The sequence below is a fragment of the Clostridium cibarium genome (assembly GCF_014836335.1).
GTDB lineage: Bacteria > Bacillota > Clostridia > Clostridiales > Clostridiaceae > Clostridium > Clostridium cibarium.
Window position 1 is genome coordinate 64,589 of the sequence record NZ_JACSRA010000019.1, and the last position, 20,057, is coordinate 84,645.

A 20,057-nucleotide genomic window follows, 5' to 3' on the forward strand; every position below is an offset into this window, starting at 1 on the left:
ATTCTAAATATTACTATCTAGAAATATATTTTTATTATGACTCTATAAATATTATTTATAACATAAAAAACTGCCTCAAAATTTTGAGACAGTTTTTATGCTAGAATTTAATTTTTTCAAAGCTTTCGTCGAAACCAGCTATTTCAGCATCTCCATTTTCAACATAAAATATAGCCATATTTAGTCCAGTTTCTTCATTATAAATTTTTCTTAAAGATGGCATAGTATTAAAAGCAGCTTCCAAAGCCTTTTCACTCTTATCAAATACAGCCGTACCTTTAATTCTAATCCATTCCCCATTAGCACTTGTTGTTGATACTTCAAAATTTGGATTTTCTAAAAGTTGCTTATAGGATGCTTTATGGTCTCCCATTCCGAAATATAACTTTCCTTCATAATCCATAAAAAATCCAAATGGTCTAACCCTTGGTTTTCCTTCTTCCACTGTAGCAAAATAAAACGTAGAATTCTCTTTTAAGAAATTGATTACTTTATCCATATTGCACCATCCTATACTATTATAATTACTTTACAACCAAATTATAGTATGCTAGTATTTCAATAACAAGTAGGTTTTTTTATAATAGTCAGTATCTTTTTTGATACTATTAAGGAGAGTACTATGAATTATTCAAAAGATTTATTTGGGATATGCCCAATAACAACGGCTCAAAAAATTTTAGGTGGTAAGTGGACAATCATAGTTCTATACTATTTAAGTCAAGGAACTCTACGTTTTGGTGAACTTCAAAGAAAAATTCCTGACTTAACACAGGCAATGCTTACTAAACAATTACGTAGTTTAGAATCTTATGGCCTTGTTCATCGTGAAGTATATCCTGAAGTTCCACCAAAGGTTGAATATTCTTTAACTAACCTTGGAAAAGAGTTTATCCCAGTTCTTGATGCACTTTCTGTTTGGGGTGAATCTTATAAAAATCATTTAAATAGCGATAGCTAATTAAGTTATTTCATATATTTTTCTACTAACTCATAACATCTTTCTTTAGTTGATTGAACTAAAGACTCAGTATAAGTCAAATTTTCGGCTGTTCCACCTTTAAACTCGGCAGCCGCTTTTTTAGCCTTATCTTCTTTATCTTTTATCCACTGTAATTCTTCTTTTTCAAGTTTACTCATATCACTTTTTGATAAATCTTTCTTTAATTCAGTATAGATTTCATTTAAAGCTTTATCCCATCTCTCATATTCTTGATTTGCTGCTGATTTCATCTCTACTGTATTTCCTTTATAGAGACTATCCAAATCTTTAAGTCCCTCTTGTATTTTATCTAACTTCTCTTTATATATACTCTTCTTTCCATTTACTTTCGTATTATTTGTACTAGTTTCTTTACTATCAGAACCACTGTTTTTTTCACTTTTTCCCCCTGCCGCTTCATTATTGTCATTACTTTCTGTGCTTTCTGCAATTGTTTCTTCATTTTTAGTTTCATTTTTATCCTTTCCACAGGATACTGATGTTAATGCAATTAACATCACCATTATAATAGCAATAATCTTTTTCATCTATGATTCCTCCTAATTTAATTTCTTCTTTTTAAATATAACTTTAAGTTCTTTTTGTGTCTAAAATATGCTGGAATTTCATAGGCAAGCATAGCAATCCACCCTATTAAACAGCTAAAAGCTATTCCTGCAATACCAAAGTTTGGTGCGAGCAAATATGAACACATAACTCTTACAACAATTTGTATAAATGTTGAAGCAAGCGTAATTTTCAAATCTCCCATTCCTCTAAAATAACCTTGTAGTCCATTTGTCATCCCAGGCAAAATATAGAATATAGCCATACTTTCTAAATATATCACTCCAAGACCAATAACTTCAGCACCGCTATCTGGTACAAATAGCTTCATTAAGCTGCCAGATCCCATATATACAGGTCCAGCAACTATTAACCAGTAAATTGCTTCTATTATCATACCTGCATAAAATCCTTTTCTTATACGTTCCCTTTTCTTAGCCCCTCTATTTTGAGCTACAAAAGTAGTGGTAGCATGTGCTATGCTCTGCTCAGGAGTTAAAACAAAATCGTCTATTCTTGTAACTGCATTAAATGTAGCTATGCTATTTACTCCTAACCTATTTACTGATCCTTGAATTAAAAGTTTTCCTACATAAAGACAAGTTTGCTGAAGTGCTGTAACCCAACTATAATTTATAGTATCCTTTAAAAGTGTTTTATCAACCACTATTTCTGATCTTTTGAATCGTAAAATAGGCATTCTTATATATACATATACAATACATAAAGCACAAGATACAAATTGTGAAATTACAGTAGCTATCCCAGCTCCCTTTACCCCCATCTTAAAAACAACCACAAATAGTATAGCTAAAAAAATATTTAATACTGATGATATCATTAAAAATATAATTGGAGTTTTAGAATCTCCCATACTACGTAAAGTTGATGAATATATATTATACAAAAAAGTAAATATCAATCCTGAAAAAATAACCTTCAAATATATATTTGCTTCAGGTATTATTTCACTTGGTGTTTGAGTTATCACTAAAATAGGTTCTGCTAAAAAAAAGCATGCTATACTCATAAATATTGTAAAAATCATCCCTACAATCATGGATGTAGACACTTCTCTCTTTAACTTTCCTATATCGTTAGCTCCAAAATACTCGCTCATCAGTACTGAGGTCCCCATGCATATGCCTACTATAAAAAAAATGATGATATTCATAATAGGATTTGCTGCACCTACAGCTGCCAAAGAGCTTGTCCCTACAAAATGTCCAACTATAATTGCATCTACTGCATTATATGTAAGTTGAAACATATTACCTAAAATCATAGGTATTGCAAATGTTACTAAGTGCTTTGGTATACTACCACTTGTCATATCTTTCGTCACTTTTTTGCCCTCTTTCTGTCATAAACTAGCATAATATATACTATATACTATTTAGTTATACAATTACAAATATTTATATTAACTTAAAAATTAATTTTTTGTTATAATATACAGGACGATTTTAAGTTAATTTATTTATTCAAGGAGAAATAACATGAAGTTAGTATTAAATATACCTAAAAAGCAATATATATTTTCTTACATAAAAAAAGAAGTAGTCCTTACTATAGCTGCACTACTTGCTCTATTAAGCTCTATAGTATCAATGCCTAAACTCCAATACATAGATTTTAAAGTACTTATACTTTTATTTAATTTAATGATAATAGTAGCAGCTTTTGAGAATCTTAAAATTTTAGATTACTTTGCTACAAAACTGCTGACTAAATGCAAAAGTTATAGAAGTATTGTATTTTCACTTACTTTTATAACTTTTTTCGCTTCCATGCTTGTAACAAATGATGTTGCGTTAATTACCTTTGTACCATTATCCTTAATAATTTGTAAAAAAGTTAATATTAGCAGTATTAAAATTATTGTATTCCAAACTTTAGCTGCAAATCTTGGAAGTGCTTTTACGCCTATGGGAAATCCTCAAAACCTTTTTATTTACTCCTATTACAATATATCTCCAATTAACTTTTTTCTAATAACAATTAACTTGATTTTACTATCAATAGCTTTTTTAATAGGATTGATAATAAAGAATAATAAAGATAAATTAACTATGGATTTATCTTCAGTTAAAATTAAGGATAAAGCTTCATCCATTATATTTAGTATATTATTTATAATAATTTTAGCTTCGGTATTTCACATAATAGATTATAAAATCACTTTTATTATTACTATTTCTATAGTTTTAATTTTTAATAAAAAATTATTTAAAGAAATTGATTATTCTCTGCTTTTAACTTTTGTTTTCTTCTTCATTTTTATAGGGAATATCTCATCGGTAGAAACTGTTAAACTGCTTATGTCAAAACTTTTGAATTCTGGGACAAGCACTTATTTTTCTTCCATCATTCTAAGTCAGTTTATTAGTAATGTACCATGTACAATGCTCCTATCAAGTTTTACTAACAACTATAAAGAATTACTCCTAGGAGTTAATATAGGTGGAATGGGTACACTAATTGCTTCAATGGCAAGTCTCATTTCATATAAACTCTACACAAAAGACTATTCAGAAAATAGCACAAGATATATTAAGTATTTTTCATTATATAATCTTTTAGGTCTCATGATTTTTATACCTTTTATTTTTATTCTAAATATCTTAATTTAAATCTAATACAACAAAGAAAATAGGCACATTAAAATTGAAGTTATTTTAATGTGCCTATTTATTTTATAATACTTTTTTCTTCCTGTTAACAACTACAAGTGCTCCAGCAATTGACATAAGACCAAGAAAAGCAAATATTTCTATGTCTTTGTAATCTCCTGTCTTTGTAATTCTAGCTGAAGAATCATTAGGTGAACCTTCATTATTTATATCAGTTCCTTTTGCATCTTTATTTTCTAATGGATTTGTAGTGTCTTTTTGCTTATTATCAGCAGTATTATCAACTCCAGAAATCAGTAAATTATAATCTAAAACTGGAATTCCATTAGTCTTCCATGAATCTTCTATTGATTCTCTCATAACTATATTAGTATTCACTACATTCTTAGCTGCTGAAAAATCATATCCATCTCCACCTGTTAGCATAAAATCATTAATTGCAACAGAATAATATTTATCCATATCTAATTTACTACCATCTGCTAGTCTAACAGAAGTAACCTTATTTGTATCTTTATCGTACCAAACTTTAATTCCTGCAAATTGCCCCCATGCAATATCTTTAGGATCAATACCATGTTCAATAACTTTTATTAAATCAGATCCCTTAAGATTTAAAGTTACTATAGTGTTATCAAAAGGTAAAATTTCATACATATCACCGACAGTAACATCACCTTTTTCAAGACTTCTTCTTATACCACCACCATTATTAATAGCAATTTGAGTATTTCCTATCTTTCTCATAGTTTCAGAAACTGTTACTCCAAGTGGTGTTAATGCTGAATTTTTATCGTCATGGCTTAATCTATCTTGTAAAGTTGCAACTTTTTGACCAAATATAGGTTTCAATTGTTCTTCTTGTTCTTTCATTAACTTTTGAACATTTTCATCAACTGGAAGTGTAGATTCTATTCCTTTAAATACTTGTGTATTATGCTCAACACTTAGCATTTTATTATTATCATCAAATTTAAATGTTAATTTAGATAATCCTCTACCATTATATCCAGCTTGTACAATTGGAATATTATTTACCTTACCATCAACAAATGTATGGCTATGAGCTGAAATTATTGCATCTAATCCAGTAACCTTGTTTGCTATATCAGCAGCTTCTCCTGTGATTTCACCAGTCTTACTATTTTGACTAGCACCACAATGTGTTAATGCAACAACTGCATCTGCACCTTCTGCTTTAACTATCGGTATATATTTTTTCAAAGTTTCTGCTGGATCTAAGAACTCTATCCCTTCAACATTGGCAGCCTTTGTTGATGTTAATGTTTCTGGAGTAGCAATACCTATAAATGCTATTTTCACTCCGTTTCTTCCGACTATCTTATACGGTTCAACAGATTCAATTGTTTTTCCATTATCCTTATAAACCATATTTGCAGCTAAGAAAGGGAATCCCCCTTTTTCTGACCATTTCTTTAAGTTTTCTCGGCCCCAGTCAAATTCATGATTACCTACAGCAGAAGCTTCTAAGCCAATAGCTTTTAACATTTCATTTACAGGCTCACCTTGCTTAAGGTTAGAAATTGCAGTACCTTGATATAAATCTCCACCTGAAACAGGAATTACACTATATCTATCATTTGCTTTAGCTCTATATTCATTAATAACTCCTGCAAGTTTTGCAGCACCAATATTTTTTCCGGATTCAAGTACATTACCATGTAAATCATTAAAACTTAATACATCTATTACTTTTGGATTTAGTGCTTTTAACTTATTAACCTCATCTGTTAACCCTTTTGTATTTAATTGATCTATAACACTATCCCATGTTAATGGTTCAGTTATAAGATTATTATTAGTTTTAGCAGTTAACGTACCATCATTAATTAGATTAATAACTTCATTTCTTAATTGGTCATTATATTTAACTCCTGTTAACTTCCAGTTATTATCTACATTTCTTGATATAACTCCACTTTTAGCATCTCTAATATATGTTGCTATCATATCTCTAACATCTGAAAGAGGATCATTAGTAGATTCATATACTTTTTCAAATTCTCCCTTATCAAATATTGGTGCAAGATTTGAATTATATCTATAATCATTTACTGTTAAATATATTTCATCATTGTCCTCAACTTGTTTTCCATCTGGAAATTTTAAATTCTCAATTCTACTTTTAGCAGGCTTTGAAATATTTATATCATACTTAACACCGCTTAATGTATCATATAAATATGATGCAAATTTAGGATTAAAAGATATACTAAAATCTCCTTCTTTAAATGTATTATAAATTTGAGCTGTCCACTCTAAATATTTCTTTAATTGCTTACCATTTGTTTTTATTGTATATAATTTATTATCAAACTTATAAATATTAGCTAAATCTGATTTTGCAATTGTTCCTGTCTTAAGATTAGAACTTTCTGAAAGCATTGCTGCTCCTGAGACATGATGAACCTTGTTTCCATCAACTCCAATTGATTGAAGATGTTTATTACTATAGTATAACTGCACTTCATTAATTAAGTCAGTTACACCTTGATCACTTACAAAAGATTCTGGGATTCCTTTAACTCTATTTTTTTCAGCTAAATCTTCCCCTTTAAGTTCTCCGATTTTAGTCTTTCCATCTGCTAAAGCTTCCTGATGGTACTTTTCAAGCTCTTTATTTAATACTTCATCTTCTTCTGATACTTTTAACAAAGGAATTAAACTTGCACTTCTATTTACTACCTTGCAGCCTGTGCTTGTTTTTTCAACTTCTAATTCTACTTTAGAAACCTCTGCTCCAGCATTCTTAGGTTGTGTTATTAAAACACCATTAACTATTTGTTCTTTTATGCTAACATGAGTATGTCCAGCAACTATCATAGATACATCTGGATTTTCATTTGCTATATCAGTAGCACTATCTCCACCACCATACTCATTTTTCACCCCCATATGAGAAGTAACTATAAATAAGTCTGCTAAATTTTTGCTCTTTAATTCATCAATAACCTTCTTCACTTCATCAGCAGGATTTCTAGGATCATAACCTTTTAGCTTGTCCCCATCCCATCTTGTTATATTATTAGTAACAACCCCTATAATTGCCACTTTTATTCCATTAATATCTTTTATTGTATATGGCTTAAATACTCTTTGCCCATCTTTATATAGATTTGCACAAAGTACAGGTGTTCCTCCTGTTTCTGATTGCTTAGCTACCTTCTGTAAAATACTCATGCCATAATTAAATTCATGATTTCCTAGAGAATAACTATCATAACCAATAGTATTTAGCCCTAAGATCATAGGATCTTTATTTTTTTCCAAATAATCTTCTTTTAAGAATAAATGATTGTAATTTCCTTGTATAGTATCGCCATTATCTACGACTATGGTGTTGGGATTTTTTGACTTTTCCTCTTTAACAACAGCTGCAACTTGGTTTAATCCCCCTGCTGCTATGGAATTAGTAGCGTAATCATAATTTTTAAACTTTCCATGTAAATCTGTAGTAGATAATATTTGTACCTTTGTTGTATCAGTGGCAGCTATTTTTTTATCTTTTGCTGAATTATCATAGGCTCTTACCACATGACTTGGGCCAATAAAGCTTGCCCACAAAGCCACTACAGTAATTACTGCAGTGAATTTTTTTTTCTTAAATAACATTTTTTACCCCCCTGTAATCTTATTAAATATACCATTTTATAATACTATATATAAAATTGAATTTATAGTAGTGTTAAACTTTTTTTACATATTTTTATCATAAAAACAATACTTACTATTTACTTTATTATTTTATCTTCTACTATGTTTCTTCTTAATAATTCAAAGTTTATTACCAATAGTTAATTTTTTACAGTTGCCTGCAATAAAAAAAGTTGCAATTCCTTGCAACTCTTATATTAATCAAATTTAATATGGCAATAGCCATTTGGATTTTTCTTTAAATAATCTTGATGATATTCCTCAGCCGAGTAATACTTCTCAAGTGGTTTAACTTCTGTAACTACTGGCTTATCATATTCATTTTGTATTTTATTCTTACTTTTTATAATGGTATCAAGATCTAATTTATCTAAATAGTAAATTCCTGTTCTATATTGAGTTCCTACATCTTCTCCTTGCTTATCAACTGTTGTTGGATCTACTACACTCCAAAATTTATCTAATAATGTATCTAATTTTACTACATTTTCATCGTATGTAATATAACATACTTCTACAAAATAGGTGTCATTTTTACATACTTCCTCATAAGTTGGATTTTCAGTCTTTCCATTAGCATATCCTACTTCTGTATCTATAACTCCTGGTATCATAGCAAAAAACTTTTCTACGCCCCAAAAACATCCTCCACCGAATACTATCTTTTTCATAATGTCCCCCTATTTATCATAATTAATGTTACTTTTGAATATATCTTACCACTTCTCAATTCTATAGTCTACATACTAAACTAATAAACATAATTATAATCAAAGCACGTTTTTATTTCTTTAATATTATTCATTTACTTCTATATAAAATTACATATTATTTTCAAATTTGTATGAATAATTTATTTTTCTTTGGATAAACTAGAATTGTGAGCAAGAGAATAAGTAATTTACTATTCTTTTAAATAGATTTAGGGCATCAGAATCACATAACAAGTGATATAGGTAAAACTAAACTTCTATTTACTCGCAAAGGTTCATACTTTAAAAAGTATGAACCTTTATTTTTAACTATTATATTCTTTAAACCTACCAATATTCAACTAATAAGGATACACATAAGGTGTTTTAGGTGCATCAACTTTTTCGATATTCTTTACTTTAATAATAGCTACCTTCTCCTCTAACCTTTTGCCTAATTCCAGTGTTCCATTAACTTTAAGCCAAGTGTCAACCTCATATTTAACAGGTTCTGCATTATCACATAATAATCCAACCATTTGCATATCAGCCGTACAACATACCATCATATTACGAACCAATGCAAATTGATTTGATTTCATGCCATCTTCCTTATACACAAAGCCTACTATTTCAATTTCTTTATTAATATAACTATCAATATTATTTTCTACCTCAGTTAAAAAATTAATATAATTACTATCTGTAACTGTAATTTTCCCATTTTCATCTATACTTATTTTCTTATTATCATTGCCATTTTTAGGCTCTGCACTACTAATATTATTATTTTGTGCAGAATCTACATTATCAGATTTATCCTCTATAAATTTTGAATTATTTGAAGCTCCCATATTAGTACTATTAGGTTTCATCCCAAGCATCATAACAAATGGAATTATGAAAACAATATAATTTCTCATCTTTCTCTTTACAGTCCTAGCCTTTAATATGTCAAATACTAAAAATAAAACTATAAACATCATAGCTACAATACTGAACTTAGCAAATGGTATAATTCTTGGATGCACATATAATGTTATCATATCACTTCTAACAAGGATAAAATAAAAAGTAGAAAATCCTAGTAGAATAAATAGCTTTAACATTATTTCTAAATTTACTTTTTTCATTCTTAAATCAACTCCATCTATTTTATAAAGGCACTAACATTAATAATATAAAGGAAACAATAATTATTAAAGACAATAATTTAACTACAAATGATTTTTTAAAGCTTCCAAGGAGCATCATAGTATTTTTAATATCTATCATTGGTCCAATTATTAAAAAACCTAAAACTGATCCTTTAGAAAATTCATTTAAGAAACCTTTTGCAATAAAGGCATCTGAAGTTGAACATACAGAAAATACAAATGCAAATACCATCATAATAATTAATGATGCTACTTTTCCTTCTGGAACAAATGCTATTACTTTTTGTCCTATTAAAGTTTGAATGCTAGCTGATAGAAGAGCTCCAACAATCATATATTTGCTTACATTTATAAACTCATCCCCTGCAAGTAAAAAAACTCCTTTAATCTTTGTAAAAATATTTTTGCTGGTTGTATATTCTCCACTACATAGTTCACATTGACAATTAATTATATAATCATTAACAACATCCTTTGCTGAATATCTATTCATAATCAATCCAACAATTATAGAAATTATAATTCCTAAAATCACTCTATATACCACTATATACTTCATATCTGGAAATGCATATAACGTAGAGATTATTGCGATAGGATTTACTATAGGTGCCGATAACATAAATGTAACAGCTACTGATAATGGCAGCCCTTTCTTTAAGAATCCCCTTGCTACAGGAATAGTTCCACAATCACATACTGGAAATAAAATTCCTGAAACGGCGGCTATTATAGATGCCATGATAGTATTACGTGGAAATATCTTTGCCAAAATATTTTCTGAAACACATATTTGAATCATAGATGATAAGAAGGCACCAATAAGTAAAAAAGGTAAAGTTTCAATTAGAATTCCCATAAATATTTTATTAAATGAGTTAATCCAATTTTTATCTAAATAACTATTAGTAAAATCACTTACAAGAGGAAAGCATAAACCAAGCCAAAATAAAATCATAAACCCTAAAATAACTAATATTATTTCTTTACTACCTACTTTCTCTTCACTTGTGTTCAAACATAGCTTTTTCTTTCTTATTGATTTTTCCTCTATATCAACAGTTGGAAACTCATAAATTTTTGCAACTTCATTAATTTGCCTAATATTTCTTTTTATATTTTGGATAGTGTCCTTGTTCATATTATTTGCATTATTAAATATTATTATGTCACTATTTACGATATGTTCTCTAATCTTATTTGCCATGTTTATAAGATACATATTTGCAGTTTTCATATCTAAAGTACTAATAATTTTATTAATCTTACAAATTTTTTCTAGATAAGGATCATTAAATCCTTCGAGAAATTTTTCTGTATCACCCATACCATTGTATTCAATAATAATTCTATCGGGAGTATATTTTGATATTATCTCCCTTAAGCAATTCTTATTAAAAGGCTCATCTATTTTTCTTTGCATTATTATTATTTTGTTATTGAATTTCTCTTCTTTAATAGTTGTCTTACCAGATTCATATTGAACAATAACAACAGTTTCATCTCTTAAGCCACCATTTTCTATAAAGGATTTTATTAATGTAGTTTTTCCTGAACCGAGAAATCCCATCAGTATATCAACTTTAATCTTCATACCTGTCCCCTTTATTCTGAATTATCCATTTATATTAAATAACAAATTTAATTTATTTTTATCTACACCTTCTCCAATAATAACTATCTTTCCAACTCTTTGTTTTGTTGCCTTATTAATCTTAAACTTACCTGGAGTATAATGAAATTCTCCCCAGATTCCCTCTTCTAGTTTAACTATTCCTTTTCCTCTTAAAATATTCCCATAACTTTTATCATTTACTATAATTTTAAATATTTTTTCTAATGTTGATTTTGAAAAAGATTTTTGCGTCTCAACTCCCCAGTTATTAAAAATATTATCAGCGCTATGAGAATGTGATACCTTATTTACTGCACTTATTTTAAATGACTTTTTTATAGATAATGTTTTCTCATTACTTTTCTTTATATCTTCTTTTGAAATCGTCAATATATCATTACCATCCATTTCATCTAAAGGAGCTGTAATTATACTACTTTCTTTATTTATATTTCTAATTAATCTACTAATTTTTTTAATTTGCTCTTCATCATTGTTCTCTATTTTGCTAAGGATTATGGTATTTGCGTTTTTTATTTGGTCTTTATAAAACTCTCCAAAATTATTTATATAAGCTTCATAGTTTATAACATCTATCACTGTAAATATATTATTAATATAAATATTATTATTTTTAGATATGCTTTTACAGGATTTAATTATATCTGAAAGTTTTGCTACCCCAGACGGCTCAATTATTATCCTTTCTGGAGAATATTGTTTTATAATTTCATGCATGGCCTCTTTAAAATCCCCTACTAACGAGCAGCAAATACATCCTGAATTTATTTCTTTTATATCTACTTTAGTATCATTTAAAAGATCTCCATCTATAGATACTTCTCCAAATTCATTTTCTAAAATAGCCAATTTTTCTTTTCTTAAATCACTATCTAGCAATTTTTTTATTAATGTTGTTTTTCCTGCACCTAAAAAGCCTGAAACTATATCTATTTTTATATCCAAATATACCACTCCTCAATTAAATTCTAAACTCAAAAAACTAATCATTACTAATATGAAATCTAAATTATAATATATATATGATACTAATTTATAATTTAGATATACTTACATAACTCTTTAGCCTAAGTCATATTTAAAACATAATTTTTCATTATATATGCGCAAATCTCAAATGCAACTAATTCGCATTTAACTTGTCTACTTATTATATTATGTAAAATAAAATTTTACAACTATATATACTTTTAATATTTATATCTAAAATTACATTTCATTTCAAACTTACCTGTATATCAGTAATTTATGCAAAAAAGAGCTCTACATGATAGAAAATTAAAAATCTATCATGTAGGGCTCTTTTAAAATATATAAAGTTTTCTTATTCTCAAATTACTCCAAATTAAGTTTGTTTCTTAAAACATAATGACAAATTACATAAAATATTATTGAAAGTAAAATTTCTGATCCAATCCCAAATAATAAAAACTTATGAATAGGTGCTAAATTTGTTGTTGTTATATTAACAACGCCTTCAATATTAATAAAAGATGATACAGCTCCAAAAATGCTATTGATCACCATACTTAACACAATAAAAGCACCAAAAGATGATAATATTTTTCTCCTGTTCGCTAAATGTCCTAATGATATAGATGCATATATCATTAAAGTCGATTCTACAACACCTACAAGAATTATAATTATAATTTCTATAAGAATTGTAACCATGTTTATCCCTATTTCACTAAAACCTACATATAGTATTTGGCCAATGTCCCTAAAAACATTACTAAAATCACCTGGCGTATATGCCATGATTACAATTGATATAATAGCTATCGCCACACTAACTATATTCCATACAATTGCTACGATAAGTTTACTCATCAGGTTTTTATTTAATGATACAGGAATTGTATTCATTAAATACCCCTCATCGCCTAGTAAGTTCTTATAAAATCTTTGAATAATTATGAAGAAAGTAACAACAATTACTGCTACCATAGTTGCAACATAGGCAAACATAGTAATTACTGCTGGAATGTGCCCTAAACCACTTAACCTTTCGTAATTATTATTAGTGCCAATAAAAAACTTATTTATTATAGAAAATATTATCAGGGCTCCATATAATGGTAATAGTATTCTAGCTGTTGCTTTGAACTCATATTTTAATAATTTTCTTAACATCTAAATACCTCCCTAAATAATGCATCAACACTCATACCTTTTTCTTCTCTTATTTCGTCAACGCTCATAGTCAATGATATATCTCCATATGATAAGAAAATTACATCATCTAATATCTTTTCTATATCAGATATTATATGTGTAGATATGATAACTGTAGCATTTTCATTATAGTTATTAATAATAGTATTTAATATATAATCTCTAGCTGCTGGATCAACCCCAGCTATTGGCTCATCTAAAAAGTAAAGTTCAGCTTCTCTACTCATTACTAAAATTAATTGAACTTTTTCTTTAGTTCCCTTTGACATAGTCTTAAGTTTATCTCCAGCATCAATTTTCAATTTGCCTAACATATCATATGCTTTTTCTTTATTAAAATCTAAATAAAAATCTGAAAAAAAGTTTATAATATCTGATACCCTCATCCAATCATTAAGATAAGTCCTTTCTGGCAGGTACGAAACTATCTTTTTAGTTTCCACTCCAGGAACTTTACCACCGATTAAGATTTCTCCACTACTAGGTGTTAATAGTCCATTTGCTAGCTTTATTAAAGTACTTTTTCCACTACCATTTGGCCCTAACAACCCAACTATCCTTCCTCTATTAACTGATAAATTAATCCCATTTAATGCTTTTTTACCGCCATAAGTTTTAACCAAATCCTTACATTCAAAAATTGGATTATCCATTAATTCATCTCCTTTGCAACTTTTTCTATCATAGAAATAGTTTCTTTTTCAGTAAAGCCAATATTCTTCATCGATAAAAGAAATTTTTCAATTTGTTCTTTTGCTAAATTAGTTTGCGCATTCTTTATCATTTCCCTGTCCTCCGTAATAAATCTACCTGCTGTTCTTTGACTATATACGAGCCCTGTCTTCTCTAATTCAGTAAGAGCTTTTTGCATAGTATTAGGATTAACCGCTGCCTCACTCGCCATATCTCTAACTGAAGGAAGCTTTTCCCCTACTGAATAGACTTCTGAAATTATATTGAGCTTTATTTGCTCCATAAGTTGCTGATATATAGGTGCCGAATTATTAAATTCCCATGCCATCATATCACTCCTTTGTATTATTGTATTAAGTGCTTAATACAATAATACAATAGTTACCAGCATATGTCAATATATATTTTCATGTCACTCTAAAAAATATTTTATTTCTTTTTATATTCTGTTGAACAAAAAATGATGAATTCAATCTGAATTCATCATTTTTATAACTAGTTATTATGTTATTTCACTAATTACATATAATGTAACTTATTTAACTGTTGGACTGCTAGTTACTACTGCACCAGTAAGATTACTTTTACCATTTATTGATACGCTACCTTTAGTAATGTATGCTGTACCAAATGTTACTTCATGACCGATTGCTGATGGAGTACCTTTTGCTGGCCAATTATAATTTAATCCTTTATTAGAATCAGCTGTACATCCTTCCATAGTTACATGGCCTCCTTGATTGTTTCTATCAAAACCATTTTTCTTATTGCCTTTTGCTGTACATCCAACTAAATAATGATCTAAATTATCGATGTGAGCAGCTACTCCTGGAGTTTTATTATCTACTCCACCTAGTTTAAATCCATTTCCATCACCGCTGTATCCTTTAGCATTTCCGTTATTATTAGCTTGACATTTTATAAATTTTACAGCTCCATGAGCAGCATATAGATCATATCCATCATCTGAATTATTTTCAGAAACACATTCTTCTAAAACTATTCCTTTTCCAGAATGCAATTTAACTGCAAATCCATCTGCATTTTCTCCATTTGGAGCATCTGCATTTAAGTAAGAGTGAACTCTATACAAATAAGTGTTATCTCCTCCATTTGATATTTGAACTCCAGCATCTTTATTATCATGCACTTCTAAATTATAGAATTTATTTTCTGTTCCTGTAACATATATACCATTATCACCAGCATTACATACTTCAAAATCTTGAACTATATTTTTACTTCCTGAAAAATCTAACCCTTTTTGACCAACAGCAGTTTGCTTAAAATCAACTTTAGCTTTGTTAATCCCCTTTATTGTAATTCCTGATTTCGTAACTTTTACAGTTCCTGATGTTACAGCTCCATCAATTACAATCGTATCTCCAGCACTTGCTTTATTTACTGCAGCTGCTAAAGTCATACCCCCAGTAGCCTTTACCGTGTATGTAGTTGCTGCCTTAGCTGTTACCCCCATTGATGCAGTAACTGCTGTAAATGATAGAACTACTCCTAGACATAATAATTTTACTTTTTTCATTTTAATTCCCCCAGTTAATTAATATTTTTGCTAAATTGATAAATGCAAACAATTTGGCAAATCAATTTATAATATCGTTTACATTTTATATATTAACACATTTTTATCATGTTGTATACTAGTATTTTAATTTTTTTGATTTCCATACTTTTTTTGATTAACATAGCTTATCTTTAATTGATCTATCAGATTAGAAACCTAAACATCTTCCTGTTAATGTAGCACCAGAAATATCATTTTTACCATTAATGGATTTACTATTTTGAATTATAGCTTTTCCAAAAGTTACTTTGTAACCTAAAGCTGATGGAGTTCCTGTTAGTGGGAAACTATAATTCTTTTTACCATTAGAATCTGAAGTACATCCCTTCATTGTTACTACACCACTTTGATTATTTCTATCAAATCCATTTGCCTTGTTACCCTTTGCTGTACATCCTTCTAAATAATGATTTAAAGGATCTAAATGAGCCTTAACTCCTGAAGTCTTGTTATCAACACCTCCAACTTTAAACCCATTTCCATCTCCTCTAATGCCAGCACATTCTCCGTTATAATTAGCTTGACATCTTATAAATTTTACAGCTCCATGAGCAGCATATAAATCATATCCATCATCTGAATTATATTCAGAAATACAATCTTCTAACACATTTCCTGCCCCTGAATGTAACTTTATTGCAAATCCATCGGCATTTTCCCCTTTAGCATCTGCATTATGATGAGAACGAACAAAACTCAAATAGTTATTTGCTCCTCCATTTGATATTTGAACACCTGCATCTTTATTATTATGAACATTTAACCTAATAAAGTTATTTTTTGACCCTTGAACATATATTCCATTATCTCCAGCATTGCAAATTTCTAAATCTTGTATAGTAGATCCATTACTATTTACCGTTAATCCTCTACCAGATCCATTTCCAGAGAAATCAATCTTTCCATTTGATTGACCTTTAATTATTACACCAGCTGGAACCGATACAGATCCCGATTTTACTGTTCCCTTTACTATAATTGTATCTCCAGATTTTGCGCTTGATAAAGCTTTTGATAATGTTGTACCACCATTACTTACAACTATTGTAGTTGCAGCTTTAGCAACGGTAGTATTTGATGCTGTAGCAGCAACAAATGCAACAACTACACCAAGACATAATAATTTAAATTTTTTCATCTTGAATCCCCCCATTTTCAAATTTTATACAACGTCTATATCTGCAGATTTAACGTTTACAAGTTAATATTAACATAAATTCCTTATCTTGTATACCAATATCTTTAATTTTATATTTATTTTGTTAATTTTTTCTTAACTATTTTAATATTTAAACTTAATAAAAATTTCAGGGAAGTCAATTTTATGACTCCCCTGAAATTTCCATATTTTAATTCTATATAATTTATAGAATTTCATTTATTAATCCTCTTCTATAAGCAGTAAGTAATAATTTTAAATCATTTATTTGTTTCTTTAGTTCTTCTCCAACATCCGTATCTCCAACTCTTTTTCTTTCTAACTTCTTTTCTACTACCATGGTAGATGAAAGGATATCAGTTTCCTTTTCAATTGCATCCTCTGTTGAAGCAAATGGCTCATGGGAAACAAGTTGTATACCATATGAATTATATATTAAGGTATATCCTGCAATGCCAGTATCTCTCCTATAATCTTTTGCAAAACCCCCGTCTATTACTAAAAGCTTCCCATTTGCCTTTACAGGGCTTTCACCTTTCATATTTTTTACTGGCATATGTCCATTTATTATCATTGATTCATCTTTATCAAGTCCAAATTCTTTAAAAATCATATTACACATTTCTTCATCATCCCTATATCTATAATATGAATTTTTAACTTCTCTATGAGTTTTTTGATCCTTTATAAAGTAACGTTCAAACGTAGCCATCTCTTCTTTTCCAAAAAGTGATGATACAGAACCTGTCCATAAATACCACATCATATCCATTCCGTACTGTTTCTTAACTTCATCACTTTTATTAAAATATCCTTCTCTAGCTAAAGATTCAAATTTCTCTAAAAGCAATCTTCCCTTATACTCTTTTCCATTTATTTTCATAGACTTAAAAGTTTTATCTTTATTCATAGGAATACATCCATGGAACAAAAGATTTGAATTATATTTTAAATATATGCTACCTTTTGCAAATAAAAAGGTAATATGTCTTTGCAATTTTTCACTATTAATAAATGAAGATTCTAATTTTTCCATTAAAGCTTCTTCCTCTTCAGTAAGCTTATATGGATTATTTTTATCTATTGTTGGAAAATACTTATCTTTTAGTTCATATACATTATCTCTTAGGCTAACAGTTCCTTCTTCATAGTTAATCTTATCTAGTAATAGTCTATTTTCCATTTTAAACTCTGGTCTTCTTTTAATTATTTCATGCTCAAGCTTAAATTGAAGGATTGTAATAGCTTTATGCATTTTAGCTATTAATTCTACTTCATGATTACTATAAATATTATCTTCATTAATCTTAGGTATAAATTCAGTACATGGGTCATTTTCATAATACCTTAATGCAAAGGTGGCAAGAGGCAATAAATTTATACCATATATATCTTCTATAATATCTAAATTCGAATACCTTGCAGATATTCTTAATACATTTGCTATAGATGTCCTTACCCCTGCTGCTGCCCCCATCCATAACATATCATGATTTCCCCATTGTATATCTACAGAGTGATAATTCATAAGGGTATCAATAATTATGTCAGGTCTTGGACCTCTATCATATATATCTCCTAATATATGAAGCCTATCTATTACTAACCTTTGTATAAGTTTTGAAAGTGCTATAATAAATTCACTAGCTCTTCCAATATCAATTATTGTTGTTATAATTCTATCATAATATTCTTGCTTATCAATTTCATCAACTTGCTCATGTAATAATTCTTCAATTACATATCTAAAATCATTTGGTAATGCTTTTCTTACTTTAGATCTTGTATACTTAGAAGAAACATGCCTGCAAAGTTCAATTAATCTATACAAAGTAATTTTATACCAATCCTTTATATTCTTTTCTTCTTTTAAGATAAGCTCTAATTTTTGTTCAGGATAGTAAACTAAAGTAGCAAGTTTTTTCTTTTCGCTATCCATTAAGGTATTTCCAAAAATCATATCAATTTTTCTTTTTACAACTCCAGAACCATTTTTTAACACATGAATAAAAGGCTCATATTCTCCATGTATATCAGTTAAAAAATGTTCTGTACCTTTTGGTAAATTTAAAATTGCTTCTAAATTTATAATTTCTGTAGACGCTGCAGCAATAGTTGGATATTGCCTAGCTAGTAGTTTTAAATAACTTTCCTTAGATATGGCTTTTTCTAGTATATTTTCATCACTTAACTCGTCATAAGTTTCCATACTTCTACACCTCAATTTAAATTACTTTGTCCTTGAAACAATTTTATTCTATAGCTTTCATTGTTACTTATGATTATTCTATCATATAAAATTATTATTCCAATGGTTTTTATAAGATTCACACAATTTAAAATAATTGGAAATTCTATGTTGTGAAACATAATAGATGTCTATTATTAATTAGTATACTATTTAAAATTCAGTTGTAGAATTATTTATTTTATTTCTTCACTGTAGTAAAATTATAATAATATAGTAAACTTAAGGAGTGATTTAAATGAACGAAGTATTAAACAACATATTAACTAGAAAAAGTATTAGATCTTTTAAAGATGAACAAATAGAAGATGATAGCTTACAATTAATTTTAAAAGCAGGTATTCATGCACCTAGTGGAATGAACAAACAAAGTTGGCAGTTTACTGTTATACAAAACAAAGATAAAATTGAAGCTCTTTCAAAAGTTATAAGAGAAGCCTTAGGTAGAGATAAAAGCTATAACATGTACAATCCGCCAACTATTATATTACTTTCAAATGACAGAGATAATTCTAACGGTTTAGCTGATTGTTCTTGTGCTCTTGAAAATATTTTTTTAATGGCAAATTCTTTAGGAATAGGTTCTTGTTGGATTAATCAATTAAAAACAATCTGCGATGAAAAAGCAGTTCGTGCACTATTATCTGATTTTGAAATTCCTGAAAATCATATAGTATGGGGCATAGCAGCTTTAGGTTATGCCGCTATCGAAGGAAAAGCTCATGAAAAAAATGAAAATGTAATAAAATATGTAAAATAACTTATTCATATTTTAAAGAAGGAGCTGTCTCCAAATGATTTAAAATCATTTGTCGGAGACGGCTCCCTTTTTTGAATTTGAAGAAATTATTCAAC

The 20,057-nt window shown here is 28.6% G+C and carries 17 protein-coding genes; 3 read left to right on the plus strand and 14 right to left on the minus strand.

Going from position 1 to position 20,057, the window contains the following annotated elements; all coding sequences use genetic code 11:
• Positions 1-100: 100 nt before the first annotated feature.
• Positions 101-499, minus strand: coding sequence for a pyridoxamine 5'-phosphate oxidase family protein (locus H9661_RS12275; protein WP_191769088.1), 399 nt, complete (start codon positions 497-499; stop codon positions 101-103).
• A 123-nt stretch (positions 500-622) separates the two neighbouring features.
• Here H9661_RS12275 and H9661_RS12280 point away from each other — a divergent pair, with 123 nt between their 5' ends.
• Entirely contained in the window at positions 623-961 is a 339-nt protein-coding gene (locus H9661_RS12280; RefSeq protein ID WP_143317192.1) for a winged helix-turn-helix transcriptional regulator, read from the plus strand.
• 5 nt (positions 962-966) lie between these two features.
• Here H9661_RS12280 and H9661_RS12285 read toward each other — a convergent pair whose 3' ends face one another.
• Positions 967-1,530 carry a lysozyme inhibitor LprI family protein gene (locus H9661_RS12285; protein ID WP_191769090.1) on the minus strand — a complete coding sequence of 188 codons (564 nt, stop codon included), beginning with the start codon at positions 1,528-1,530 and terminating at the stop codon, positions 967-969.
• A gap of 17 nt (positions 1,531-1,547) precedes the next feature.
• Complete coding sequence (locus H9661_RS12290; protein WP_191769092.1) at positions 1,548-2,894, minus strand: MATE family efflux transporter; 1,347 nt, start codon at positions 2,892-2,894, stop codon at positions 1,548-1,550.
• A gap of 154 nt (positions 2,895-3,048) precedes the next feature.
• Between H9661_RS12290 and H9661_RS12295 the strand changes: the two genes are divergently transcribed.
• Positions 3,049-4,182: an SLC13 family permease gene (locus H9661_RS12295; protein WP_191769094.1), complete on the plus strand. Its 1,134-nt coding sequence runs from the start codon at positions 3,049-3,051 to the stop codon at positions 4,180-4,182.
• Between the two features lie 63 nt (positions 4,183-4,245).
• Here H9661_RS12295 and H9661_RS12300 read toward each other — a convergent pair whose 3' ends face one another.
• From H9661_RS12300 to H9661_RS12350, 11 genes are all read right to left on the minus strand, one after another.
• Positions 4,246-7,815, minus strand: coding sequence for a 5'-nucleotidase C-terminal domain-containing protein (locus tag H9661_RS12300; RefSeq protein WP_191769096.1), 3,570 nt, complete (start codon positions 7,813-7,815; stop codon positions 4,246-4,248).
• Between the two features lie 239 nt (positions 7,816-8,054).
• The gene (msrA, locus tag H9661_RS12305) at positions 8,055-8,528 is read right to left on the minus strand and encodes a peptide-methionine (S)-S-oxide reductase MsrA (protein WP_143317183.1); all 474 of its coding nucleotides are present in this window, start codon (positions 8,526-8,528) and stop codon (positions 8,055-8,057) included.
• 383 nt (positions 8,529-8,911) lie between these two features.
• Positions 8,912-9,682, minus strand: a complete 771-nt coding sequence (locus H9661_RS12310; protein WP_143317181.1) for a TIGR03943 family putative permease subunit — start codon at positions 9,680-9,682, stop codon at positions 8,912-8,914.
• A gap of 22 nt (positions 9,683-9,704) precedes the next feature.
• Positions 9,705-11,300 carry a permease gene (locus H9661_RS12315; RefSeq protein ID WP_191769098.1) on the minus strand — a complete coding sequence of 532 codons (1,596 nt, stop codon included), beginning with the start codon at positions 11,298-11,300 and terminating at the stop codon, positions 9,705-9,707.
• Positions 11,301-11,321: 21 nt separating this feature from the next.
• Complete coding sequence (locus tag H9661_RS12320; protein ID WP_185966824.1) at positions 11,322-12,287, minus strand: CobW family GTP-binding protein; 966 nt, start codon at positions 12,285-12,287, stop codon at positions 11,322-11,324.
• 390 nt (positions 12,288-12,677) lie between these two features.
• Positions 12,678-13,478 carry an ABC transporter permease gene (locus H9661_RS12325; protein WP_143317175.1) on the minus strand — a complete coding sequence of 267 codons (801 nt, stop codon included), beginning with the start codon at positions 13,476-13,478 and terminating at the stop codon, positions 12,678-12,680.
• Positions 13,472-14,173, minus strand: a complete 702-nt coding sequence (locus tag H9661_RS12330) for an ABC transporter ATP-binding protein (RefSeq protein ID WP_143317173.1) — start codon at positions 14,171-14,173, stop codon at positions 13,472-13,474. Before H9661_RS12330 ends, H9661_RS12325 begins: the two co-directional genes overlap by 7 nt.
• Positions 14,173-14,541 (minus strand): GntR family transcriptional regulator, encoded by a 369-nt coding sequence (locus tag H9661_RS12335; protein ID WP_143317171.1) that lies wholly within the window; start codon positions 14,539-14,541, stop codon positions 14,173-14,175. Before H9661_RS12335 ends, H9661_RS12330 begins: the two co-directional genes overlap by 1 nt.
• Positions 14,542-14,748: 207 nt before the next feature.
• On the minus strand, positions 14,749-15,753 hold the full coding sequence (locus H9661_RS12340; protein WP_143317169.1) for a right-handed parallel beta-helix repeat-containing protein: 1,005 nt from the start codon (positions 15,751-15,753) through the stop codon (positions 14,749-14,751).
• 190 nt (positions 15,754-15,943) lie between these two features.
• Positions 15,944-16,933, minus strand: a complete 990-nt coding sequence (locus tag H9661_RS12345) for a right-handed parallel beta-helix repeat-containing protein (protein ID WP_143317167.1) — start codon at positions 16,931-16,933, stop codon at positions 15,944-15,946.
• Between the two features lie 226 nt (positions 16,934-17,159).
• Positions 17,160-19,163 (minus strand): fructose-1,6-bisphosphatase, encoded by a 2,004-nt coding sequence (locus tag H9661_RS12350; protein ID WP_143317165.1) that lies wholly within the window; start codon positions 19,161-19,163, stop codon positions 17,160-17,162.
• Positions 19,164-19,440: 277 nt separating this feature from the next.
• Here H9661_RS12350 and H9661_RS12355 point away from each other — a divergent pair, with 277 nt between their 5' ends.
• The gene (locus H9661_RS12355) at positions 19,441-19,962 is read left to right on the plus strand and encodes a nitroreductase family protein (RefSeq protein ID WP_143317164.1); all 522 of its coding nucleotides are present in this window, start codon (positions 19,441-19,443) and stop codon (positions 19,960-19,962) included.
• Positions 19,963-20,057 lie beyond the last annotated feature (95 nt).

Coding starts and splice junctions, on each gene's coding strand:
- H9661_RS12275 (WP_191769088.1), bottom strand. CDS start 499: ATGGATAAAGTAATCAATTTCTTAAAAGAGAATTCTACGTTTTATTTT.
- H9661_RS12280 (WP_143317192.1), top strand. CDS start 623: ATGAATTATTCAAAAGATTTATTTGGGATATGCCCAATAACAACGGCT.
- H9661_RS12285 (WP_191769090.1), bottom strand. CDS start 1,530: ATGAAAAAGATTATTGCTATTATAATGGTGATGTTAATTGCATTAACA.
- H9661_RS12295 (WP_191769094.1), top strand. CDS start 3,049: ATGAAGTTAGTATTAAATATACCTAAAAAGCAATATATATTTTCTTAC.
- H9661_RS12300 (WP_191769096.1), bottom strand. CDS start 7,815: ATGTTATTTAAGAAAAAAAAATTCACTGCAGTAATTACTGTAGTGGCT.
- msrA (WP_143317183.1), bottom strand. CDS start 8,528: ATGAAAAAGATAGTATTCGGTGGAGGATGTTTTTGGGGCGTAGAAAAG.
- H9661_RS12310 (WP_143317181.1), bottom strand. CDS start 9,682: ATGAAAAAAGTAAATTTAGAAATAATGTTAAAGCTATTTATTCTACTA.
- H9661_RS12315 (WP_191769098.1), bottom strand. CDS start 11,300: ATGAAGATTAAAGTTGATATACTGATGGGATTTCTCGGTTCAGGAAAA.
- H9661_RS12325 (WP_143317175.1), bottom strand. CDS start 13,478: ATGTTAAGAAAATTATTAAAATATGAGTTCAAAGCAACAGCTAGAATA.
- H9661_RS12330 (WP_143317173.1), bottom strand. CDS start 14,173: ATGGATAATCCAATTTTTGAATGTAAGGATTTGGTTAAAACTTATGGC.
- H9661_RS12335 (WP_143317171.1), bottom strand. CDS start 14,541: ATGGCATGGGAATTTAATAATTCGGCACCTATATATCAGCAACTTATG.
- H9661_RS12340 (WP_143317169.1), bottom strand. CDS start 15,753: ATGAAAAAAGTAAAATTATTATGTCTAGGAGTAGTTCTATCATTTACA.
- H9661_RS12345 (WP_143317167.1), bottom strand. CDS start 16,933: ATGAAAAAATTTAAATTATTATGTCTTGGTGTAGTTGTTGCATTTGTT.
- H9661_RS12350 (WP_143317165.1), bottom strand. CDS start 19,163: ATGGAAACTTATGACGAGTTAAGTGATGAAAATATACTAGAAAAAGCC.
- H9661_RS12355 (WP_143317164.1), top strand. CDS start 19,441: ATGAACGAAGTATTAAACAACATATTAACTAGAAAAAGTATTAGATCT.